The 23,488-nt window shown below is 38.9% G+C and carries 26 protein-coding genes; 20 read left to right on the forward strand and 6 right to left on the reverse strand.

The genetic code is table 11. The features are described 5' to 3' along the window. Positions 1-134: 134 nt before the first annotated feature. Positions 135-758, forward strand: coding sequence for a 3'-5' exonuclease KapD (gene kapD / locus AC3ANL_RS05410; RefSeq protein WP_488329663.1), 624 nt, complete (start codon positions 135-137; stop codon positions 756-758). A 51-nt stretch (positions 759-809) separates the two neighbouring features. Here the strand turns inward: kapD and kapB are convergent, their stop codons facing one another. Beyond that, positions 810-1,190 (reverse strand): kinase-associated lipoprotein KapB, encoded by a 381-nt coding sequence (gene kapB, locus AC3ANL_RS05415; RefSeq protein WP_488328236.1) that lies wholly within the window; start codon positions 1,188-1,190, stop codon positions 810-812. A 148-nt stretch (positions 1,191-1,338) separates the two neighbouring features. On the opposite strand from kapB, the gene AC3ANL_RS05420 reads away from it, so the two are divergent. From AC3ANL_RS05420 to AC3ANL_RS05445, 6 genes are all read left to right on the forward strand, one after another. Then, positions 1,339-2,082 carry a peptidylprolyl isomerase gene (locus AC3ANL_RS05420; RefSeq protein WP_488328237.1) on the forward strand — a complete coding sequence of 248 codons (744 nt, stop codon included), beginning with the start codon at positions 1,339-1,341 and terminating at the stop codon, positions 2,080-2,082. 99 nt (positions 2,083-2,181) lie between these two features. After that, entirely contained in the window at positions 2,182-2,391 is a 210-nt protein-coding gene (locus AC3ANL_RS05425) for a hypothetical protein (protein ID WP_488328238.1), read from the forward strand. 101 nt (positions 2,392-2,492) lie between these two features. Further along, a complete protein-coding gene (locus AC3ANL_RS05430; RefSeq protein WP_488328239.1) occupies positions 2,493-3,047 on the forward strand; it encodes a superoxide dismutase family protein in 555 nt (184 codons plus the stop codon). A gap of 191 nt (positions 3,048-3,238) precedes the next feature. Then, complete coding sequence (locus AC3ANL_RS05435; RefSeq protein ID WP_488328240.1) at positions 3,239-3,577, forward strand: hypothetical protein; 339 nt, start codon at positions 3,239-3,241, stop codon at positions 3,575-3,577. A 123-nt stretch (positions 3,578-3,700) separates the two neighbouring features. Further along, positions 3,701-4,885: an alanyl-tRNA editing protein gene (locus tag AC3ANL_RS05440; protein ID WP_488328241.1), complete on the forward strand. Its 1,185-nt coding sequence runs from the start codon at positions 3,701-3,703 to the stop codon at positions 4,883-4,885. 72 nt (positions 4,886-4,957) lie between these two features. Continuing rightward, positions 4,958-5,221: a DUF1871 family protein gene (locus AC3ANL_RS05445; RefSeq protein ID WP_488328242.1), complete on the forward strand. Its 264-nt coding sequence runs from the start codon at positions 4,958-4,960 to the stop codon at positions 5,219-5,221. A 189-nt stretch (positions 5,222-5,410) separates the two neighbouring features. Here the strand turns inward: AC3ANL_RS05445 and AC3ANL_RS05450 are convergent, their stop codons facing one another. Further along, entirely contained in the window at positions 5,411-5,635 is a 225-nt protein-coding gene (locus AC3ANL_RS05450) for a helix-turn-helix domain-containing protein (protein WP_488328243.1), read from the reverse strand. A gap of 253 nt (positions 5,636-5,888) precedes the next feature. Here AC3ANL_RS05450 and yugI point away from each other — a divergent pair, with 253 nt between their 5' ends. The 6 genes from yugI (at position 5,889) to AC3ANL_RS05480 (ending at position 12,544) form a co-directional block, all read left to right on the forward strand. Next, positions 5,889-6,293 (forward strand): S1 domain-containing post-transcriptional regulator GSP13, encoded by a 405-nt coding sequence (gene yugI / locus AC3ANL_RS05455; protein WP_488328244.1) that lies wholly within the window; start codon positions 5,889-5,891, stop codon positions 6,291-6,293. 157 nt (positions 6,294-6,450) lie between these two features. Continuing rightward, positions 6,451-7,644: an ornithine--oxo-acid transaminase gene (locus AC3ANL_RS05460; protein WP_488328245.1), complete on the forward strand. Its 1,194-nt coding sequence runs from the start codon at positions 6,451-6,453 to the stop codon at positions 7,642-7,644. Between the two features lie 27 nt (positions 7,645-7,671). Beyond that, positions 7,672-8,943 (forward strand): Glu/Leu/Phe/Val family dehydrogenase, encoded by a 1,272-nt coding sequence (locus AC3ANL_RS05465; RefSeq protein WP_488328246.1) that lies wholly within the window; start codon positions 7,672-7,674, stop codon positions 8,941-8,943. A gap of 113 nt (positions 8,944-9,056) precedes the next feature. Continuing rightward, complete coding sequence (locus AC3ANL_RS05470; RefSeq protein WP_488329664.1) at positions 9,057-10,220, forward strand: iron-containing alcohol dehydrogenase; 1,164 nt, start codon at positions 9,057-9,059, stop codon at positions 10,218-10,220. Between the two features lie 110 nt (positions 10,221-10,330). Next, on the forward strand, positions 10,331-11,677 hold the full coding sequence (locus tag AC3ANL_RS05475; RefSeq protein WP_488328247.1) for a glucose-6-phosphate isomerase: 1,347 nt from the start codon (positions 10,331-10,333) through the stop codon (positions 11,675-11,677). Between the two features lie 459 nt (positions 11,678-12,136). Then, complete coding sequence (locus AC3ANL_RS05480; RefSeq protein WP_488328248.1) at positions 12,137-12,544, forward strand: YugN-like family protein; 408 nt, start codon at positions 12,137-12,139, stop codon at positions 12,542-12,544. Between the two features lie 9 nt (positions 12,545-12,553). On the opposite strand, the gene AC3ANL_RS05485 is transcribed toward AC3ANL_RS05480, so the two are convergent. Beyond that, complete coding sequence (locus tag AC3ANL_RS05485) at positions 12,554-13,540, reverse strand: potassium channel family protein (protein ID WP_488328249.1); 987 nt, start codon at positions 13,538-13,540, stop codon at positions 12,554-12,556. 200 nt (positions 13,541-13,740) lie between these two features. Here AC3ANL_RS05485 and AC3ANL_RS05490 point away from each other — a divergent pair, with 200 nt between their 5' ends. The 5 genes from AC3ANL_RS05490 (at position 13,741) to AC3ANL_RS05510 (ending at position 19,493) form a co-directional block, all read left to right on the forward strand. Then, positions 13,741-13,905, forward strand: coding sequence for a Spo0E family sporulation regulatory protein-aspartic acid phosphatase (locus AC3ANL_RS05490; RefSeq protein ID WP_488328250.1), 165 nt, complete (start codon positions 13,741-13,743; stop codon positions 13,903-13,905). Between the two features lie 176 nt (positions 13,906-14,081). Further along, positions 14,082-15,710 carry a DUF6044 family protein gene (locus AC3ANL_RS05495; protein WP_488329665.1) on the forward strand — a complete coding sequence of 543 codons (1,629 nt, stop codon included), beginning with the start codon at positions 14,082-14,084 and terminating at the stop codon, positions 15,708-15,710. Positions 15,711-15,730: 20 nt separating this feature from the next. Next, positions 15,731-16,768: a glycosyltransferase family 2 protein gene (locus AC3ANL_RS05500; protein WP_488328251.1), complete on the forward strand. Its 1,038-nt coding sequence runs from the start codon at positions 15,731-15,733 to the stop codon at positions 16,766-16,768. Positions 16,769-16,902: 134 nt separating this feature from the next. Further along, positions 16,903-17,529 carry a LysE family transporter gene (locus AC3ANL_RS05505; RefSeq protein ID WP_488328252.1) on the forward strand — a complete coding sequence of 209 codons (627 nt, stop codon included), beginning with the start codon at positions 16,903-16,905 and terminating at the stop codon, positions 17,527-17,529. 176 nt (positions 17,530-17,705) lie between these two features. Further along, positions 17,706-19,493 carry an adenine deaminase C-terminal domain-containing protein gene (locus tag AC3ANL_RS05510; RefSeq protein WP_488328253.1) on the forward strand — a complete coding sequence of 596 codons (1,788 nt, stop codon included), beginning with the start codon at positions 17,706-17,708 and terminating at the stop codon, positions 19,491-19,493. A 221-nt stretch (positions 19,494-19,714) separates the two neighbouring features. Here the strand turns inward: AC3ANL_RS05510 and AC3ANL_RS05515 are convergent, their stop codons facing one another. The 3 genes from AC3ANL_RS05515 to AC3ANL_RS05525 form a co-directional block, all read right to left on the reverse strand. Beyond that, positions 19,715-19,933, reverse strand: a complete 219-nt coding sequence (locus tag AC3ANL_RS05515; protein WP_004434885.1) for a helix-turn-helix domain-containing protein — start codon at positions 19,931-19,933, stop codon at positions 19,715-19,717. Between the two features lie 10 nt (positions 19,934-19,943). Then, a complete protein-coding gene (locus tag AC3ANL_RS05520; protein WP_488328254.1) occupies positions 19,944-20,429 on the reverse strand; it encodes a DUF2975 domain-containing protein in 486 nt (161 codons plus the stop codon). A 326-nt stretch (positions 20,430-20,755) separates the two neighbouring features. Then, positions 20,756-21,742, reverse strand: a complete 987-nt coding sequence (locus AC3ANL_RS05525) for an MBL fold metallo-hydrolase (RefSeq protein ID WP_488328255.1) — start codon at positions 21,740-21,742, stop codon at positions 20,756-20,758. A gap of 343 nt (positions 21,743-22,085) precedes the next feature. Between AC3ANL_RS05525 and AC3ANL_RS05530 the strand changes: the two genes are divergently transcribed. Together AC3ANL_RS05530 and AC3ANL_RS05535 are read left to right on the forward strand one after the other, a co-directional pair. Further along, positions 22,086-22,880, forward strand: coding sequence for an enoyl-CoA hydratase/isomerase family protein (locus tag AC3ANL_RS05530; protein ID WP_488328256.1), 795 nt, complete (start codon positions 22,086-22,088; stop codon positions 22,878-22,880). A gap of 84 nt (positions 22,881-22,964) precedes the next feature. After that, positions 22,965-23,414 (forward strand): acyl-CoA thioesterase, encoded by a 450-nt coding sequence (locus AC3ANL_RS05535; RefSeq protein WP_488328257.1) that lies wholly within the window; start codon positions 22,965-22,967, stop codon positions 23,412-23,414. The last annotated feature ends 74 nt before the right edge of the window (positions 23,415-23,488 follow it).

Here is a 23,488-nt window from a genome sequence, read left to right on the forward strand (position 1 = left end):
ACAAAAATTTAAAAAATTCATTTGGTTTTCATGTTATAATATTAGATATAAAAAAATAGAAAAAAAGCACAATTTTTTGTACAGGTTTCTTTATATAATGGTAGTAGGATGGAAAAGAAAGCGTGGTGAAAATGATGAGAGCTAGGCGACAATATTTATTTATTGATTTTGAGTTCACGATGCCTGAACGAAATGTTCGAATGAAGGACTTTTTTCCGGAAATAATTGAGGTTGGAATCGTAGCGGTGTTGGACGACCAAGTAACCGAGCAATTCTCCTCTTATGTTACTCCATTAAAATTCCCAAAGTTATCAGACCGCTGTAAATCATTCTTACATATTTCGCAGCAGCAAGTTGACAAGGGTTTATCCATTTTTGAGCTTGTAAAAAAATTGGCGGAATTTAATAAGGATCATGTAGAAACGACCATTGTAACTTGGGGAAATATGGATATGAAGGTGCTTCGACAAAATTGTCTAATGGCAGGGATAGCTTTTCCGTTTAACGGAGTGGAACTAGATTTATCAATGGAGTATAAACGGTTTTTTGGAGACCAAAATCAAACGGGTTTGTGGAAAGCTGTACAAGAATATGGAAAAGAGGGGACAGGCAAACATCATCGGGCACTGGACGATGCCTTAACTACCTTTAATATATTCAAACTTGTTGAAAAGGATAAACGTTATTTAGAAAAACCAAAACCGACTACGATTGGTGATCGGATTGATTTTTCAAAGCTGTTAAACGAATTTGCATAAAAGGCCAAATCATTTAAACTGATTTGGCCTTTTATATTAACATTCTTTTGGTTAGAACTTATAGTCCTTTTCCAAGGATTCTAACGCTCTTATACTCATCTCAGCGAAGAATGACGTGGTCTCTGCTAATTCTTTTTTCATTTTAGCTACAGCTTCTTTTAATGAAGTCTGATAATCAGGCACTTCTGCTTGGAACGGTTTGACCATTTGTTTTGGAATATTAGCCTGCTCCCTAAAGCTTAACGCCCGTCGCTCATGAAAAATAAGCACATCGGCTTCCTTTGGATTGTGCAAATCACCCTGCATAGGATGCTTAACAACCGCTAATACTCTGACTAAATAATGCTGTGGACGTACCTCGGTTATTTCTCCAATATATTTTCCTGTTTTATAAATACCAGTCACAACCTGACCAACCTGCATTTCTGTCAAAGAAACACCCCCTAAATTTTTCCGTGTAATAGTAAAAACGCGTGCTTTCACATTTCGTCTTGTCTTCTCTCCTCCATTATGCCTAAATTAAAAACATAGTGCAAAATTAATTTATTTCGTTTAAAGTGAAAAAATGGAGGGATGATAAATGAGAAAGAATTGGCAAATATTCTTTACATTATTAACGGTTATCCTAGTATTGGCAGCTTGCGGGACAAGCTCGAAGAAAGAGGAAACTCAGTCAAAGCCAGAAACTGCAGCACCAAAAACAGCCCAAAAGGAAGGAGCAAAACAAGTGACGGATGGAAATTATCCACAGCTTACAACAGAGGTATCTGACAAAGAAAAACTTGTGGAAATGGAAACGTCGATGGGAACAATTAAAATTAAGCTATTCCCCGAATATGCCCCAAAAGCTGTTGAAAACTTTGTGAAGCACGGTGAAGAAGGATATTATGATGGACTCATTTTTCATCGAGTTATCAAAGACTTCATGATCCAGGGTGGCGACCCAAGCGGAAACGGAACTGGCGGCGAAAGTATTTGGGGTGACCCATTTGAAGATGAATTCTCTACCAATTTATTCAATCTTCGCGGTGCATTATCGATGGCGAATTCTGGTTCTAATACGAATGGAAGTCAGTTTTTTATTGTCCAGAGCACATCACTTGATCCTGCAATGAAGGAACAAATGGATAAAGCCGGATACCCAAAGGAGATTATTGACGCTTATGCTAATGGCGGTACCCCATGGCTTGACCATCGCCATACCGTTTTTGGACAAGTGATTGAGGGCATGGATGTAGTTGATAAAATTGCTAACACGCCTGTAGGTGCTCAGGATAAACCAAAAGAAGACGTCATTATTAAAAAGATTAAAGTATTAAAATAATAACGATCACCTAGTCCTAGGACGATTCATTGGTAGACACCGTTTTTTCTTGATATAATAATTTCGAGAAGAGTTCCTTTAAGAAAGGAAGAAGGAAAAATGTTACTACCGTCCGTACTGGCCTTATTTTTGTACTTTCCTGAAGATAAATCAGAATACATTCCGGCTGCAATTACATGTGTTATTTTCTTAATTGGCGCCTTATTAACGATGAGACTCATCATAAAAATTTCTAACAAGGAAGCGCAAAAGACCAAAGAGTTAGAAGAACAAATAAATAACAATCAATCCACACCAAGGAACAGTTAACTTCTGACTGTTCTTTTTTGTATCCCCAATCCCTAATTTGAATAGCCTCTAATCTGAAAGCCTATACTAAAGGAAGATTGTCTTTAGTTGGGGGAATACATATGAAAAAAAGCTGGATGTTGATTCCGCTTCTCATCCTATCTGGCTGCATGGAAAAGGAAGTTAAACAAATAAATGTTGAAATGTTCAATGCTGCGGGAGATTCGCTCGGAACTGTAAAGGTTGCTGAACAGTCTAGTGGAGTGAAATTGACCGTTAGTTTAAAAGGCCTCCCAGCAGGAGAACATGCCATTCATATTCATGAAAAAGGAAAATGTATAGCACCTGACTTCAAATCTGCAGGAAATCATTTTAATCCTGAACAGAAGGAACATGGCCTGCTTCATCCAAAAGGTGCCCATGCGGGGGACCTGCCCAATTTAATTGTCGGGGAAGATGGATCGGTGAAGGCTGACCTTATGGCACCCAATATAACGTTGAAGGACGGTAAAACCTCTCTGTTTACAAAAGAAGGAACATCCATCGTGGTCAACGAAGGGAAAGATGATGGTATGACTCAGCCGGCAGGGGATTCTGGAAACCGCATCGCCTGTGGGGAGATTTCTAAAGATAAAAATAAACAAGGTCAGAAAAGCGCACAGGACGAAAAAAAGTAGGCTGAAAAAGCTATCATTGAGTGATAGCTTTTTATGCTTGTAAATTAGGATGTACGCCGATTCCATCCATCAACTATATTGTTGACCTGCCTCATTCCGTAGAATATATTTTTTCCATTTATAGGTATTAATCTAAGCTTATCCAAAAAATGGTACATACACTACAGAGAGAATGTTAGGAGGCGATAAGTATGGAAAAAAGGCAATTTGGCGGATTCCCTGGACAAATGGGCTATCCACAAATGATGGGTGGCTATCAGCAGCCAGGCTATCCACAAATGGGCGGCTATCAACATGGCTATCCACAAATGGGCGGCTATCAACACGGATACCCACATATGGGTGGCTATCAACACGGCTATCCACAAATGGGTGGTTATCAACACGGCTATCCACAAATGGGCGGTTATCAGCATGGCTATCCACAGATGATGGGAGGCCATCAACAAACTGGTTTCCCTCAAGGTATGGGTGGTTCCACACCAGGTCAACAACCTACTTCATATGGTCAACGGAAGAAAGAGAAATAATAGCTGACATGTGGTTCATGAAAACCTGTTCCTTCGGCAAAAGGCACGGGTTTTTCTTTTAGCTTGATTTCGTGACTATATTTATAGACAATGAATTCATCAAATAGTTGGGGTGTGTTTGCCATGAAAAACAAATTATATTATCAAGACCCATATATACAAACTTTTACTGCCCAAATAGTCACACAGGAAAAGGATGAAGCTGGAAATACATATGTTTTGCTGGATCATACTGCTTTTTATCCAACAGGCGGAGGGCAGCCGTACGATACAGGAATGATCGGGGAACAAAGAGTCATGAATGTTGAAGAAATTAATGGACAGATTCGCCACTATTTAGAAGCCCCTCTACAGAATACTATTGGGGAAGTATCGGGAACCATTGATTGGGAAAGACGGTTTGATCATATGCAGCAGCATGCGGGACAGCATATTTTATCAGCTGCTTTTGAACAGTTATTTAACTATAAGACCATTGGTTTTCACTTAGGATCTGAAAACCTGACGATTGATTTAGAAACGGAAGAGATGACCGAATTCGAGGTGGATAAGGCAGAGCAGCTTGCGAATAAGATTATCTTAGAAAATAGGCCGATCGAAACGAAATGGGTAACAAAGGAAGAATTATCACAATATCCATTAAGAAAAGAGACGAAGGTAAAAGGAGACATCCGGCTCGTGATTATCCCTGACTTTGATTATAATGGCTGCGGTGGGACCCATCCAAGGTCAACGGGTGAGGTAAGTGCTATTAAAGTATTAGACTGGGAAAGGCAAAAGAGAAAAGTGCGCCTTCAATTTGCCTGCGGCAATCGAGTGATTAAGCTATTTGGCGAGAAGCAAACGTTGCTGCTCGAATTAACAAGACTGCTAAATTCCCCTGAAAAAGACATGGGGCTTGCTGTTGTTCGATTACTGGAGAATGGAAAACAATTGGAAAAGGAATTGGAACGAACAAAAGAAAGCTTGCTCCAATTTGAAGCGAAGGAATTGTTAGCAGAAAGTAAGGCGATCGTATCGGCAATTTATCAAAATCGGACAATCCAGGAGCTTCAGAAGCTAGCTCGATTGGTAACAGCAGCGGACAGTCATGCACTGGTCTTTTTTGTTTCCATAAATGACACCCGTATACAGCTGGTTTGTGCTAGAGGCACAGAAAGAACCGAAAGTATGAAAAAAATTGTGGGAGAAATTCTCCCGATGATTAACGGGAAAGGCGGCGGAAATGATTCACTTGCACAAGGCGGAGGGGATGTCCTCTTGCCTGCAGAGCAGCTCCTCGAACAAATGATAGCGGTCACTCAATAACATCACCCAGAGGGTCATCATCCTTTAAATTATGATAAAATATTTTTATCAAGTAAAAATAGGAGAAAAACGATGCGTGAAGAGATTCTAACCAATTTACAGTTTGTCGATGTATTAAATGAATGGGATCCCTTTGATCTGAAATCGGGCAGTTATGAAACGGAGATTGCCGATACTATTCAAGCTGTTCATGAACTTAATGATCCTGCTAAGTTAGCGAAGCGAATCCAAACTATTTACGAGTTTTCTTTTGAAAAAGTGCTTCCAATTGAAAACTGCTTAAAAATAGCAAAGGATTTATTGGTCATAAAAGCAAATCAATCCTGTTCATTGTAGGAAAGTGGGGAGAACAAGGTATTGCAGCGAGGCAAGTTTGAGTAAATAAAAAAGAGGACAAACCATACGGTTGTCCTCTCAAAAAGGGGGGAATACTAGAAAGCTTTATAATTTAATGCTTTCCAGTATTTTCTTTTTTTATACAATAGGTTGTTAAAAATAAAAAAAGCGGTAAATTTTACCGCTTTTCTAAATTTTATTTATAGGTTGATTGTTGGTTTGCTGTAATAATTCTGATGCAGGGATATCTAGAACAGTAGACAACTTTAGCATTGTCTGAGTACTTGGAACTTGTTCACCCGATTCATATTTCTCTATAGTGTGCGTTCCTACTCTTACTTTTTGAGCTAATTCCTCTTGTGTCATATGGAGCATTTCACGGCAGGTTTTAATAGTGTGACCGATTGAATTCATACTGCTCACCTCATTTTGAAGATATTTTCTCACTATTAGTATACCATGGTCCTATTCCCTTTTCCTATTCCACTTTTGAACATTATGTTAAGGTTTGTTGAAAAAGGGGGCGGAGCTCTGCAAAACGAATCTCACGTTCCTTTAGTACGTGGGCACAAATTTTATAAGCTTTTTTGATTTAAGTTGTTTTTTGTGATATAATCTTTTAATGCGTATATAAGGGATAAAATAATGATTACTTAGGAGTGTTTTCATGACAGAAAAAATTGAAACTGGCAGTATTTTAACAGGTAAGGTAACAGGAATTCAACCATACGGAGCTTTCATTGCACTTGACGATAATACCCAAGGTCTTGTTCATATATCTGAAATCACGCACGGTTATGTAAAAGATATAAACGATCATCTTAAAGTTGGAGATGAAGTTAAGGTTAAGGTATTATCAGTCGATGAAAATGCTGGAAAAATCGGCCTTTCTATCCGCGCAACAGAAGAAGCACCTGTTCAGCAGGCTGCTCCTAAAGCAAAAAAACCTCGTAAACGTCAAGCAGCTGCGATTATTCCAGACGCTGAAGGTCAACAAGGTTTTAACACATTAAAAGATAAACTTCAAGAGTGGATTGACCAATCACAACGTGAAGATTTAATTAAAAAATAAGTCAATTTAAGCCTAGGACCACTTATTCATTAAGTGGACTAGGCTTTTTTTTGTTACAGGCTTAAAATAAAATAGAAAAGTGTTCATTCTTTTTTCTAGCTCGGCTACAATAGAAGTGATTATACATAAATGAATGGAATGGAGGGGAGGAGTTAATTTGGAAACAAATACTAGGGAATTAATTGAAAAAACAGAGAAATATGGTGCCCATAATTATCATCCACTGCCAATTGTCATCGCAAGTGCAGAAGGTGTTTGGGTAGAAGATCCTGAAGGCAACAAATATATGGACATGCTAAGTGCATACTCTGCTCTTAACCAAGGACATCGTCACCCAAAAATAATCCAAGCCTTAAAGGATCAGGCAGATAAGGTTACCTTAACTTCACGTGCCTTCCATAATGATCAACTTGGTCCATGGTATGAAAAGGTTTGCCAATTAACGAACAAAGAGATGGTTTTGCCCATGAATACAGGTGCGGAAGCTGTTGAGACAGCGGTTAAGGCAGCGCGCCGTTGGAGCTATGATGTAAAAGGCGTAGCGGAAAATCAAACAGAAATTATTGCTTGTGTAGGAAATTTCCATGGCAGAACAATGACAGCTGTTTCTTTATCATCTGACACTGAATATCAACGTGGATTTGGTCCGATGCTGCCTGGGATTAAGCTGATTCCGTATGGCGATTTAGAGGCATTAAAAGCCGCTATATCCCCAAATACTGCAGCCTTTTTAATTGAACCGATCCAAGGTGAAGCAGGGATTATTATTCCTCCGAAAGGCTTTATCAAGGCAGCTTTTGATGTTTGTAAAGAAAACAATGTTCTATTTATTGCGGACGAAATTCAAGCAGGATTGGCACGGACTGGTAAAATGTTTGCCTGTGAGTGGGAAGGAATTGAGCCTGACATGTATATCCTTGGGAAAGCCCTCGGCGGCGGTGTATTCCCAATCTCATGTGTGGCAGCTAGCAAAGAAATATTAGGTGTCTTCAATCCAGGTTCTCACGGATCTACCTTCGGAGGTAACCCGATGGCATGCGCTGTTTCAATTGCAGCACTAGATGTACTTGTGGATGAAAAACTTGCAGAAAAATCATTGGAGCTAGGCGAGTATTTTATTAGCAAATTAAATGAAATAAACAATCCGAAGATAAAAGAAGTTCGTGGCCGGGGATTGTTTATTGGGATGGAATTAACCGAACCTGCTCGTAAATATTGTGAACAATTAAAAGAATACGGATTATTGTGTAAAGAAACGCATGACATGGTCATTCGGTTTGCACCACCACTTGTAATTACTAAAAAAGAATTAGATTGGGCCATTGAGCAGATTAACAAAGTACTAGGGTAGATTGCAAAAATATATAGGGGGGCCAAAATGGGGACTACTGATGGAGATGGATTGGAAAAAGAGGACGTAAACCTCCTTACATCAACGCAGATTGTGATTCATGATGCCTTAAAAAAACTCGGATATAACATGGATATGTACCATCTTTTGGAGGAACCGTTGAGATCCGTAACTGTCCGGATTCCAGTTCGAATGGATGATGGTTCAACGAAAATGTTTAAAGGGTTCCGATCCCAGCACATTGATGCAGTTGGACCAACTATGGGCGGTGTCCGCTTTCATCCTTATGTAAACGAAGATGAAATAAAGGCATTATCAATGTGGATGAGCATGAAATGCGGGATCGTTGATTTACCCTTTGGTGGTGGAAAGGGCGGAATTATCTGTAATCCTCGAACAATGTCATTTGGTGAGCTTGAACGATTAAGCCGTGGTTATGTTCGAGCAATCAGCCAAATGGTGGGGCCAACCAAAGATATTCCTGCACCAGATATGTACACCAACTCGCAAATTATGGCCTGGATGTTAGATGAGTACAGCCGTCTCCGACAGAACGACTCTCCTAGCTTTATCACGGGTAAACCACTTGTGCTAGGAGGTTCGGAGGGACGGGAAAAGGCAGGGGCAAAAGGTGTGTCAATCTGCATTGAAGAAGCGGTCAAAAAACGTGGAAGGTCGATTAAGGGAGCACGAGTTATTGTCCAAGGTTTTGGAAATGCAGGAAGTTTCATTTCTAAGTTTTTACATGATTCAGGGGCAATTATTATTGGCATTTCTGATGTTTACGGTGCCCTTTATAATCCAGAAGGATTAGATATAAATTATCTGCTGGATCGACGTGATAGCTTTGGAACCGTAACCTCGTTATTTGAAGGAACCATTACAAATGAAGAATTACTCATCAAAGATTGTGATATTTTGGTGCCGGCTGCAATAGCGAAACAAATTACAGCTGAAAATGCGCATAACATTCGTGCAAACATTGTGGTGGAAGCAGCGAATGGGCCGACAACACTTGAGGCCACAAACATCCTTACAGAGCGTGGTGTATTGCTTGTACCTGATGTATTGGCTGGAGCTGGTGGTGTAACGGTGTCTTATTTTGAATGGGTTCAAAATAATCAGGGATTTTATTGGAATGAAGAAGAAATAGAGAGAAAATTACGGGAAAAGCTCGTTAAGTCCTTCAACGTTATTTATGACCTCGCACACACCAACAATGTAAATATGCGTTTAGCAGCTTACATGGTAGGAGTAAAAAAAATAGCCGAGGCAGCCTTGTTTAGAGGTTGGGTATAAAATGTCCTTGCATGAAAACGTGCAAGGAATTTTTTTTTAGAGAGCCAAAACTAGTCATTTGCAAAAATGAGCATAATAAACAATAATGTAGAAGGAAAAGGAAGGTGTTTGAATTGCAAAATTTTACTTTTTGGAATCCAACTAAATTAATTTTTGGAAAAGATCAGCTTGAACAATTAAAAACAGAAATCCCTCAATACGGTAAAAAGATTTTGCTTGTATATGGCGGCGGCAGCATTAAAAAAAGCGGCTTATACGAAAAAGTCACTTCGCTTCTAGGTGAGATCGGCGCACAAGTATTTGAACTTGCAGGTGTGGAACCGAACCCGCGTATTACTACTGCACGTAAAGGTGTGGAAATTTGTAAACAAGAAGGAATTGACTTTCTGTTAGCTGTCGGTGGTGGAAGTGTTATAGACTGTACAAAGCTAATTGCAGCTGGAGCAAAATATGACGGCGATGCATGGGATTTTGTCGTTAAAAAAGCGATTGCCCAAGATGCTTTGCCTTTTGGAACGGTTCTAACCCTCGCTGCAACAGGATCAGAGATGAATGCCGGTTCGGTTATTACTAATTGGGAAACAAACGAAAAATATGGTTGGGGAAGTGCAGTAACATTCCCGAAATTTTCAATATTAGATCCTGTTAATACGTATACTGTACCTAGAAATCAAACCATATATGGGATGGTCGATATGATGTCTCATGTTCTTGAACATTATTTTCACCTTGCAGAGCATACCGATTTTCAGGATCGCATGTGTGAATCTTTGCTAATTACGGTAATGGAGACGGCACCTAAATTGCTTGCCGACCTGGAAAATTATGAACATCGGGCGACCATCCTGTATGGTGGTACCATGGCCTTAAACGGTGTATTAAACATGGGCTATGGCGGCGATTGGGCAACTCACAATCTTGAACACGCCGTGTCAGCAGTTTATGATATTCCCCACGGTGGCGGCTTAGCCATTTTATTCCCACACTGGATGGAGCATAATTTACATGTTAAACCTGAGCGCTTTAAGCAGCTTGCTGTCAGGGTGTTTGGTGTGAATCCTGAAGGAAAGAGTGCAGAAGAAGCAGGACTTGAAGGAATTCGTAAACTTCGAGAATTCTGGAATAGTATCGAAGCTCCTGCACGGTTAGCTGATTATGGTATTGATGACAGTAAGCTTGAGTTAATGGCTGACCGTGCAATGGCAAACGGGGAGTTCGGCAATTTTGCTAAATTAAATCATGACGATGTTCTAGCCATCTATCGTGCATCATTATAAAAGTAATAAAATTATTGAAATTGGGTACGTTTTCATCTTGGTGACTGCCTTGATAATCGACCCGTCTTTCGATAAAGTGATAGAGTAAATAATAATATGGAGGGTCATATATGACACATGTTCGTTTTGATTACTCGAAAGCTCTCGTTTTTTTTGGAGAACATGAACTTACATACTTACGTGATGCTGTAAAAGTTGCCCATCATTCGCTTAACGAGGGTACTGGTGCTGGTAATGATTACATTGGATGGATTGACCTGCCAACGAACTATGATAAAGAAGAATTTTCACGCATTCAGAAATCAGCGGAGAAAATTAAAGCAGATTCTGATGTCCTTCTCGTTATAGGCATTGGCGGTTCTTACCTTGGAGCAAAGGCAGCTATTGAAATGCTGTCGCACAGCTTTTACAATGTTCTTCCTAAAGAGAAGCGCACCACCCCGCAGATTATTTTTGTTGGAAACAACATTAGTTCATCTTATATGAGAGATGTTATGGATCTTTTGGATGGAAAGGATTTTTCGGTTAACGTTATTTCTAAATCCGGTACAACAACTGAGCCAGCGATTGCCTTCCGTATCTTCCGTAAACTTCTTGAAGAAAAATACGGAGTCGAGGAAGCGCGTAAACGGATCTACGCGACAACAGATAAAGCACGAGGTGCACTAAAAACGTTAGCAACAGAAGAGGGCTATGAGTCTTTTGTGATTCCAGATGATGTTGGCGGCCGTTATTCCGTTCTTACAGCGGTTGGTTTACTCCCGATCGCTGTGTGCGGAGCTGACATTAAAAAAATGATGGAAGGTGCGGCTCAAGCTCAGGCGGATTTCAGTCATTCTGAACTTGAAGATAATGCAGCCTACCAATATGCGGTCGTAAGAAATGTCCTTTATAATAAAGGGAAAACGATTGAAATGCTAATCAATTATGAGCCAGGCCTTCAATATTTCTCGGAATGGTGGAAGCAGTTATTCGGTGAAAGTGAAGGGAAGGATCAAAAAGGAATTTATCCTTCTTCCGCGAATTTTTCAACGGACCTTCACTCGCTCGGACAATATGTACAAGAAGGTCGCCGCGATTTGTTTGAAACGATCATTAAGGTTGAGAAACCGCGTCATGAGTTGACAATTGAAGCATTTGAAAATGATTTGGATGGTCTTAATTATTTGGCTGGACAAACAATTGACTTTGTTAATAACCAAGCATTTCAAGGAACAATGCTTGCTCATACAGACGGTGGCGTACCAAACTTAATCGTTACCATTCCAGCAATGGATGAGTATACATTTGGCTACCTTGTCTATTTCTTTGAAAAAGCTTGTGCGATGAGCGGCTACTTGCTTGGCGTTAACCCATTTGACCAGCCAGGTGTAGAGGCATATAAGGTCAACATGTTTGCTTTACTGGGTAAACCAGGATATGAAGAAAAGAAAGCTGAACTAGAAAAACGTTTATAAGAAAAGCGCAAGCGCCCTGGACAGCGGCGTATGGCCTCCTCGGAAAAGCTAACGCTTTTCCTTCGTGCGATGCCAATGCTGCCGAAGCTTTCCTTATGGAGCGCTCCAACTGAGATAAGGTGAAACTTCAATCAGCGAACGTTCTTCTCGCTGATTGTTAGTTGAGCCGATCGGGTTTTTACGGGCAGTTGAGAATCTACTGCCCGTTAAACGCGATAAAGGAAACACGAAGAGCCGGAGGCGCATTCGTGCTTGACTTATCGTAGGGCGGAGAGCGAAGGACACTAGCCGCTAGGGCGCTGGAGCTGGACAATTAGGTATAAATGAGGATGTTTCAAAAGGGTCAGACCCCACGGCTAAAACTGTGGGTCTGACCCTTTGTTTTTAGATATCCTTTTTTGTTATGAAACCCTTTTGTTTGGAGAAACTAACGCTAACTGGTAAAGGGGGTATATAGGAATGCTTGAAATACCATCAAGTTTAGAGAGAAAACAGTTTGATCTGTACAAGCTTGAACAGAAATTAAAACCGATTGGGTATACGATTGGCGGGAATTGGGATTATGATCACGGTGCATTTGATTATAAGTTGAATGACGAGTATAGCTACCAATTTTTAAGAGTCCCGTTTACGGCAGTAGATGGTCAGCTGGATATCAGAAATTGCATGGTCGAAATAGGAAGACCGTTCTTATTGTCACATGAGTACGAATCCGGGCTTGATGAAGAAGGAAGTACAGGAAACTTTTCTGGATCCTTTAATCAATTTCAGGAACCTACTAATAAGGATGCTGACTTCCCCACCCAATATATTGATAAAGGCAAGGCATTAGTAAAGGAATTAGAAAACACGCTATTAACAGATTAGAATATGATTTTACTTAAAAGTCAATAATTGGTCGTTTGCTTGTATTTCGAAAGAGTGAGAGGGGTTTAGAACCGTTTCCTCTCCTCTTTTAATGCCAATAAGCAAAAACCCTTCCATTAACTGCTTTTGACATACATCTTGAAAGGTATGTCCAATGTCAGTTTCTTTGACAAAATAAGCTGAAAGTCTGTTTTCCTGCAATTGCTGGATTACATTTGATAACAAACCATCCCCGTTTGCTAAGAGACTGTTAATCATAAATACACTGGTCAATTTATTGGATTGAATGACTTCATCGGCTCCAGCTCTTACTGCGTTAACAACCTGTTCAGCCGTTAATATTTCCACTATGCACTTCACTTGTCCGCATAATCCCTTTATGGTTAGCAAGGTTAAAATACTATTCATATCTGCCTGGAGTTCATCGTTTCCTCGATCAGCTGTAATTAACACCTTGTCGGCCTTTTCAATATCACTTTTAATAATCGTTTCATCCACATGGCCTTTTCCTTGGATAAAATGAACCAACCGTGATTTTACTGGATTTGTTTCAAGTGTTTCATCAATTAAGACAATCATCTGTTGATCATTTACATGGAGCAGCTTATGAATGAGCTCCTTGGATCGCTCATTCCAACCAATGATGATCATATGGCCATTGCCTTTAAACGGAATTTTTCCTTCAGAAAGAGCATCCTGTCTCGTAACAGCTGCGGCTGCTAATGTTCCAAAATAAGACGAGACAAAGGCGACTCCAAACAAAATTAAAATAAGTGCTGTTAGTCTTCCCAAAAATGTATGTGGAACATAATCCCCATAGCCAACTGTGGAAGCGGTAATGATGGCCCACCAAATACCATCAAAGATGGTTGGAAAGGTTTCTGGCTCAAAAAAATGAATAGATATGCCAAATAATAGAAAAACAAGTAAAGCAATTACTAAGATCCGGACTAGAAGCGGCAAGCGTAAAAAGCTTATATAAATTCTATTCGGCATGAACAACACCTCGTTTCTGATACTACCATTATGGTCAAAAGTGGTGACTCTCATAATTTTTATCTCATTTTTCCAAAATAGGTCTAAGTTCACAAATGTTTCCCACATTTTTTAAAAATCTACTTGTTTTCCGCCCGAAAAACTTATAAATTATGGTTAATAACATGGATATGGTTACAATGTGGAAAGAGGGTTTGCTCATGGAAACTGGCTTAAATTCCTTATTATCCAATATTGAAAAGACGAGACTAGAAATGATACTTTTGGCCCTTCAATATGGGTATTCTAACCCTAGTGTTGTTAAATGCAGCCAGGAACTCGATCTTCTTTTAAATGTTTATTATAGTACGTTAGTGAAGCATTAATAGTACCATTTAGAACCTTCTAGAATTTATCTGGAAGGTTTTTTCTTATTTTGGAATAATTTTCTTCTCAAAAGTAAAATTTAAAATGGAAGTATCCTTTTGATAAGAAAAATTTGAGGTGTAGCTGAGTGGTTATTGAAACGAAACAGGAGCGAAGATTGATCCTTTTCGCTTTAATGGTTTTGGCAATCTATCTCTCTCCGCTGTTTATCTTGCAAGAAAATGCCCATATCCGGGTTCATGATAATTTAGATTCAAACTTGGCTTGGTATAAGGTGCTCGCAAAAAGTGGAGAAATGTTTGGAGATGTGACGGCGGGTATTCCCCAAATTATTAATGGAGAGCTGTCCAGAAACGCCTTTGGGACTGAATATAGTCTGATTGTCTGGTTATATACGGTATTTCCAACTATGATTGCCTATGGATTAAGTCAAGCCATAACGAGGGTTGCCGCTTTTTTCGGCATGTATTTTTTACTTAAAGATCATTTTATATCAGGAGATAAATGGCTCGTCATAAAGATTGGGAGTGCTCTAGCTTTTGCTTTAACTCCTTTTTGGCCTTCAGGAATGCTTAGCACGTTAGGGATGCCGTTTGCTCTTTGGGCTTTTCTTAATATCCGTAATGGATTGGCCACGTGGAAAGATTACCTAGTCCTCACCTTATTGCCTTTTTACGCAAGTATTGTGTTAGGCTTTTTCTTTTTTTTAAGTGCGATCGGGGTTCTATGGCTATGGGATGTTTTGAGGGGGAGGGGCTGGAACTTTCGCTTCTTATTTGCCATTTGCTATATGACAGGTATTTTTATGCTAGTAGAATATCGACTCGTGTATTCGTTTTTGTTTTCAACAGAACCGAATAGTCGTGATGAATATTTTCATGCACATCTTCCTTTTTGGCGTGCAGTAAGGCTTTTTCTGAAAAACTACCTGCTTGGACATACCCACGTGATGACTGTACATACCTTATTTATTTTGCCAGCCACCTTTATTGCTTTCTATTTTGTGTATTCGAAAAAACTATGGAAGCGGGAAAAACTTTTTGTCTTTTTATTTTTACTAAATATATTTCTGTCATTATGGTATGCCTTTTGGTTTTATGAAGGGTGGCTTCCATTAACGAAACGATTTCATTTTATGGATACCTTTAATTTCGCCCGCTACCATTTTTTAAGACCTCTTGTGATCTATGCTGGCTTTGCCCTGGCTTTAAAAATCATTTCCCTGCAAGGAATGGAATGGACGAAAGTGGCAAAATGGCTTGTGATTTTACAAATCTTATTTTTGGGGTTATGGAATGATGAGATTATCTACCATGATAAGCCAACCGTCCAACAGTTCTTCGCAGAGGAATTGTTTACGGAAATAAAAGAGTATATTGGCCAAGAACAAGATGAATACCGAATAGCCAGTATCGGAATACATCCGTCAGTGGCCCAATACAATGGCTTTTACACGATTGATACCTATAATAATTTTTATCCATTAAGCTATAAACATCAATTTAGGAAAATAATTGAAAAAGAATTGGCGAAAAATAACACAATCCGAAAATATTTTGATACGTGGGGCGGCCGTTGTTATATTTTTACAGCACAGCTTGGGAAACGATACATGATTAAAAAGGATTCCAAACGGCATTTAAGAAATTTAGAACTAAATACAGAAGTTTTTAAGGAACTGGGCGGCAGTTATATCTTTTCAGCCCTTCCAATCGATAATGCCGAGAAAAATCAACTTTTACTTAAGAAAGTATTCGTGTCCGAAACATCGGCATGGAAAATTTACTTATATAAAACATTGTAGACACCGGGGGTATGATGCAGATGATTGAACCGATCCTTACGATTGTTGTGCCATGTTATAACGAGGAGGAAGTTCTGCCCGAGACCATGGACCAGCTTCAGACGTTGTTAAGGGAAATGATTGCTGTTGCACTTGTTTCAAAGCAAAGCAAAATATTGTTTGTTGATGATGGCAGTAAGGACCGAACATGGGAGTTGATTTATAAGGAAGGGTTACGGAGCAGCCATGTGCGGGGCTTAAAACTCTCGAGAAATGTCGGTCATCAGAATGCCTTATTGGCTGGTTTATTTAGTGCAATGAAACAATCTGATTGTGTTATTTCGATTGATGCAGATCTGCAAGATAATATTGAGGTCATCCGCGAATTTATCATGAAATTCAATGAAGGTTTTGAGATTGTTTATGGTGTTCGTAGAAGTCGTGAGACAGATACATGGTTCAAAAGAAGTACCGCTCAAGGTTTTTATAAGCTTATGAAAAAAATGGGGGTTGATCTCGTTTATAATCATGCAGACTTCCGGCTAATGAGCAAAAGAGCCTTACAGGAGTTAGAACGATTTAGTGAAGTTAATTTATTCTTAAGAGGAATTGTGCCACTGCTTGGATTTCGCTCGGATGTAGTGTATTACGACAGGTTGGAGAGGCAGGCAGGTGAAACGAAATATCCATTAAAAAAGATGCTCGCCTTTGCGTTTGACGGAATCACCTCTTTTTCTGTTTCTCCTATCCGCCTTGTGTTAGTAATCGGTCTAGTCTCTTTTTTCATGAGTATGATATTCGGTTGTTATTTTCTAACATTGAAGTTTTTAGGTAATACAGAAATGGGCTGGACCTCTCTAATTACTTCCATTTGGCTTATCGGAGGGTTGCAGCTTATTGCGATTGGATTAATAGGGGAGTATGTAGGAAAAATCTATAAAGAATCCAAACACCGGCCCAAGTATATTGTTGAGCTCGATACATTTAATATACTTGGCCCTAAAAATCATCTCATCAATCAACCAAGAGAAGAGGATTCTTTTAATATCGAACTTAGAAGTTTAACTGAACGCAACTAATCATTTAGTTTGAGGTCTAAAGAGTTTTCCTAATGACAAGGAAGGCTCTTTTTTGTTGGAAAATGTGGTACAAACCCTCTTCTCTGAATAGAAATTAGAAGACAGGCTGAAACCTTATGTTGGGAGAGATTAGAATGAATGTGTTTTTGAGTTACATTTTATTAGGACTTTCGCTAGCAGCACCGATTGGGCCAATCAATGCTGCCCAGATTGACCGAGGGATAAGAAATGGCTTTATGCACGCATGGTTAATCGGCGTTGGGGCAGTCGTTGCGGATGGAATTTACATGCTAATTGTTTACATAGGAGTCATTCAATTTTTAGAAACATCCTTTATGCAAACGTTTTTGTGGATGTTTGGCTGTTTTGTTCTGATGTATACAGGCATAGAAACCTTTATGAATGCTGGAAAAATAAATTTAGAACTGTCAAGAGGAAAGGAACCACTGGTAAAGTCGTTTTTTTCTGGATTCTTTATGTCGATTTCAAATCCGTTAACCATTCTTTTTTGGCTGGGTATTTACGGTTCGATTTTGGCAAAAACAGCTGCTACCTACAATACTAGTCAATTAGTTTTATACAGCAGTGCCATTTTTATTGGGCTGTTGACTTGGGATATTGCCATGGCCAGTGTAGCTAGCAGCTTCCGAAAATTTTTAACTAATAATTTGCTTGTTGTGATTTCCTTTCTATCAGGTCTGTCATTGATAGGCTTTGGTATCTATTTTGGCATACAAGCTTTTAATAATTTATTCAGTTAACACGGATGGGTAGAAGGACTATTGTTTTAAATCTTACAAATTGATTGTTTATAAAATTCAATCTATTTTATTGACATGGAAAACACCTTCCTATTAATATTATGTTATATAAACGTTATAAAATAAAACATAATAAATCTTGCTGATCTTAATAATATGGTGATAGGAGAGGAATCATGGATCTTTTAGCGCAAAGAAGTGAATTGATTGATGTGGCAAAAGGTAACCGACCTGCTGATTTATATATAAAGGGCGGGACTGTAATCAATGTATATTCGGGTGAATTTTTGAAACAAAATATTGCGGTTTATGAAGATTGCATTGCCTATATTGGAACTAGTGAAGCCTCTATTGGTGAACATACCAAAGTTATAAATGCGGAAGGAAAATATCTCTCCCCAGGGTTTATTGAAGCGCATGCCCATCCGTGGGTGTTCTATAACCCGGTAAGTGTTACAGAAAAAGTATTGCCCTTAGGCACCACTACTACCGTGAATGATAATCTATTTTTTTATCTACATATGGGAGCAAAAGGTTTTAAAGAAATGGTACATGATTTAAAACCATTGCCTGGGAACTTTTTTTGGCTGGCACGGCTTGTTTCACAAGCAGACTTTCCAGGGGAGCGGGAGTGGTATAACCATAAGGATATTAGAGAGCTGCTTGAGCTTAATGAAGTGTTAGGTTCAGCGGAAGTAACACGCTGGCCATTATTATATAATGGTGATCCATTTTTAATGGAGACCATGGATTTTATCAAGGAACTTGGTAAGGTTTCTGATGGACATACAGCAGGATGTTCCTATGAAAAATTAAATGCTGTAGTTGCGTCAGGTGTGACGGCGTGTCATGAAGCCATTACCGCAAAAGAAGCCTTTGATCGCCTGCGTTTAGGGATGTGGACAACACTTCGCAATAGCTCACTCCGTCCTGATTTACAGGAAATTATTAAACTGATTACTGAAGGAAATGTAAGTACGAGTAGAATTCTTATGACAACAGACGGCCCGCACCCTTCTTTTATTGAAAAAGAAGGATTTGTTGACGGACTTGTAAGACAGGCTGTCGAAATGGGTGTCCCGGTGATGACTGCGATTCAGATGGTTACCCTCAATGCTGCAACCTATTTACGATTGGATGATTATATTGGCGGTCTTGCACCAGGCAGGAAGGCAGACATTTTGCTTTTGCCTGATCTTGTCGATTTCCGCCCAGATCTTGTGATTGCATCTGGAAAAATTGTCGCAGATAAGGGAGAGTTAACGGCATCACTGCCAAAAATAGAATGGGATAAATATATGGTTCGTAAACCATTTGCCTTTTCAAAAACATTCTTGGAAAATACGAATCTCTATCGCTATCCACACCCATCTGAACATGACCAAGTTCCAGTCGTTTATTTTAAAAGTAATGTCATCACCCAAAGAAAAGATATTAAACTTCCATCTGTTAATGGTTATGCAGATATTTCTGACCATGAGGGGCTAGTGTATGCTGCATTAATTGATCGTAATGGTGAATGGGTGTCCAAGGGTATATTGGAGAGATTTGCGGTTAATCTAGATGGCATGGCCTCCACGTATAATACAACAACCGAACTATTGGTGGCTGGTCGAGATCCTGAAGCGATGGCCAAAGCGGCAGCCAGGGTTCATGACATAGGTGGCGGAATCGTGATTGTAGACGGAGCAGAGGTAGTCGTGGAAATTCCTCTGCCGGTAACGGGAATGATGACAGCTGATCCTACTTTTAATACCGCACTGGACTATCATGATCAATTGCTAGCTGCCCTACAGGAGCGTGGATTTCCATTTCATGACATTCTCTATACCTTATTATTCTTAACCTGCGATTTTCTGCCAGGTCTTCGATTAGTTCCATTTGGCTTATATGAGGTTAGATCTGATGAAATTTTATTGGAGGCGGCACCATTGAACACTATGAGCTATCCAATTAATAATTAATCTATGAAAAATAAAGAATGTGGCGAAAATTCTAACGGGTTCACTTTTGAGGTGCAAACATTGCAAATCACATCATATTTATTGTCACTAATATCAATGCAATTCTCAATGGAATTCTCTGTGTAAATAACATCAATAAACGCAAAGAAGGGATAGCTTAATGGCTATCCCTTAAATTCTCTAACCTAACGACTCCCGTTAAATAAATTTGTTGTCTGTTTTTATTGAGTGTCTTCGTCGCTTTTGTACTCCAAAATATCACCTGGCTGACAATCCAAAGTCTTACATATCGCTTCTAATGTTGAAAAGCGAACCGCTTTTGCTTTCCCATTCTTCAGAATGGAAAGATTCGCCATAGTAATTCCAACCCTCTCCGAAAGCTCCGTTACGCTCATTTTTCGTTTTGCTAACATCACATCAATATTGATAATAATTGCCATATCCTCCACCTCAGACCGTTAAATCATTTTCTGATTTTATGTTAATTGCTTCTTGTAGAAGCCGTTGGAGGATAGCAGCAAAAACGGCGATAACCAACGAAGCAAAAATGATGATGAGTCCTATTAATCCAATAGGAGGGTCAACTTTCTTCGCTATAAAATGAAAGAGTGGCAAACCTAATACATACAAACCACTGATTGTAATCGCACAGCACTTTATGTTCTTTAACGCCTTTACAGATAATTCCGAGAACGCTGTGTTCTCGTCAATATACCGTAAAAGATTGAAAGCCTGAAAGAGAGCAAAGTAAAAAGGCACAGCCGCTCCATACATCACGATGAAAACGAGATATTTCATTGGGGAAATATTTGGATACATTTTTGCTGCGAAATTCGCCATATGGGGCACTAAAAATATACATAAAGCAAGCACTGCAATTCCAGCCAGAAAAATAATTACCTTTAAGAAAGTGGTTGAGCCTCGTTTAACATTCATTTAAAACACCTCACTTATTTAATGACAACATGATTTTAGCATTTTATTTATCGATTATCAATAAAATAATATTGTTTTTTATTATATTATTATTGTTATATTTTAATGAAAACATCAAAGAGTGTACTAATTTCAAGGGAAAGAAAAAACGTGAATTCATGTGTGAATTCACGTTAAAAATGTATTGTGAAATTGATTTTTGCACCCCAAAAGAGAACCCGTTAGAAAATTCGTCACCTTCTTTTTAGTTATTGAGGTGGTTATTGGGGAATATCTAAATTTTAAAAAATAAAGGATCATGCCTACAAACAGGATGATCCATTTTCCTACTTTTCTATAACACTAAAGCGCCATATGCCCTGAACAAGTTCCTTCCTGATTTTTCCACGATCCTCTAAGTAATCTAAATGGCCGATGATTTCCGACATAACGAGTGAAAATTGCTCGTAATAGGTTTTTTTATAATACGATTGGGCAATTTCACTTGCAGTTGAACATCCAGAATCTATTAACCGGATTAACCGTTCTGCTTTTGCTTCAATGCCATTTAGCCGTTTTAAAATTAATGAATTTGGCTGGTCAATTAGTGTGCCGTGTCCGGGAAAAACGAGACCTACATTTAATGCCAAACATTTCTTTAAAGAGTCGATATGCTGTAAAAGTGTGGGAATTCTTCTTCCAGCTAAATCTGGTTCTACTAAGGCATTGCTGGAAATATGCTCAATCAATAAATCACCGGCAAGTAAGCAATTACTCTTTTTGCTATAAAATGCAATCTGGTCTGGTGAATGACCGGGAACTTCAATGATCGTAAAATTAAGCAACTGGTCCTCGACAATTTCAGTGACATCCGCTTGAATAGCATTCTGTTTGTTTCGCTGGATAGCTTTTTTCAAAAAGGCAACATGCCTTTCCCCATCCATACCACAGCCCATTTCGTGATAAAGCTGGGCGTAAAAGTCAACTCTCATTTCAAGAAAATGGGGGTCTCTTTTTAAACGGGGAATGGAAGATGGATGGGAGTAAACCGGAATTGGCTGCTCAGAAGTAATCCGATTGACTAATCCAATATGGTCAACATGGTGATGGGTAAGGATAATTTCCGTTAAGTCCTTAATGGAGAAACCGTTCTTGTGCAACGTATCGTGTAATCCGTCCCAGCATTGGTCATTATTCCAACCAGCATCAATTAAGGAAAGGGATTGCTCCTGTTTTACTAAAAAGAAGTTAACGCTCTTTAATGAAGAGCGATCAGGAATGAAGATTGGGAATACCTCAGAATTTGCAGTTTTTAATTGTTTCAACGAAACCACCTCATAGAAAGATAAGTTATATATTATCCGAAAATTAAGAATTTAAATTATTATAACAATCAATTGGTTACCAGGCAATTTAATTGACTCTAGGTATTTATTACGGCTGTTACAAATAGATATTACAATCGCTGGAATTTATATGTTTTCACTACGGCTGTATAAAAAATGTTAAATGAAAGGAAAAGAGAGATAAGCCAAGGAAATGAAAGAAATCCCTCTATATTTTGCGAAAAATGGTCAAATTTTAAGTATTGCAAATAATGAAAATATTATATATATTATGAAATAAGAACGAAAGAAATTAAATCATAATAAAGTTGAAAAAGGGAGGATTTAGAAAATGACAACAGTAACTGAAACAAAAACACTAACCGTTAAAAAAGTAGATGGAGTAGCAGAGGTACATATTCATGTCAATAAAACCAATGCATATGATTTGGAATACTATCGTGAATTAAACGCTGCCATTGATGATATTCGTTTTGATAGTGATATCAAAGTCGCGGTGTTAATGAGCGATATGCCAAAATTCTTCTCAGCTGGTGCTAATATTAATTTTCTAAAAACAGCAGAACCACGATTTAAAACACAATTCTGCCTATTCTGTAATGAGACTTTAGATAAAATTGCCCGTTCCCCGCAAATTTGGATTGCTTGCTTGGAGGGACATACAGTTGGCGGCGGCTTAGAAATGGCCTTAGCCTGTGACTTACGTTTTATGGGTGACAATGCTGGAAAGATTGGGCTTCCAGAAGTTTCACTTGGAGTACTAGCTGGTACTGGCGGAACACAACGTCTTGCACGCCAAGTTGGCCATTCTAAAGCCTTAGACTTGAATATCACGGGCGAAACATTAACACCACAAGAAGCATTAGATATCAGGTTAGTAGATCGTATTTTCCCACAAGAGGAAACGAGAGAGAAAACATTGGCATATGCTAGGAAAATTGCCAACAGTGCAACATATGCAGCCTCCAATATCAAGTTATCCATCATGAATGGAAAAGAAATGCCGTTAAATGTGGCGATTCGATATGAGGGCGAACTACAAAACCTATTATTCCGTTCACAAGATGCAAAAGAGGGATTAAGCGCATTTGTTGAAAAACGCGAAGCTAATTGGACAGGTCAGTAAGAAGTGAAAAAATGGCGATATCGACAAGCGATATCGCCATTTTAAACAAGAAAATAGAAATGGTTGAAAAGCGAGGGGACAACAGTGCGATCAAATGAACTGGAAGTGCTAGTAAACTGGGGGGATACGGACAAAGCAGGAATTGTTTATTATCCTAATTTCTTTAAATGGTTTGATATAGCAGGACACCAATTTTTCCGAAGCTGTGATTTATCTCCTGCAAAGTTGGAAGAAGAGCGCGGGATTATTGTTCCTTTACTAGATGTTCAATGTACTTTTGAGAAATCGTTACTATACGATGATCTCATTACGATTCATAGCAAAGTAGAAGAAATTAATCGCAAAACAATTAAATTGCGTCATGAAGTGTATAGGGACGGTATGCGGGTTGCTCACGGATACGAATTGCGCGGCTGGGTACAGCAGTCTCCAGAAGGGATTAGAGCTGTCTTAATTCCGGAAGATGTTCAATCAATACTAAGTGAAAAAATCCATACGAAGTCAGATAAAAATAGACCCAGGTTTAATGCATAAAAGATGGTGTTCCTCTATAATAAAGATGTCTCTTTAGAAAAGACAAATAAAGCAATTATTAATAAATACTGGAT

The sequence above is a fragment of the Neobacillus sp. DHD-1R genome (genome assembly GCF_057747995.1).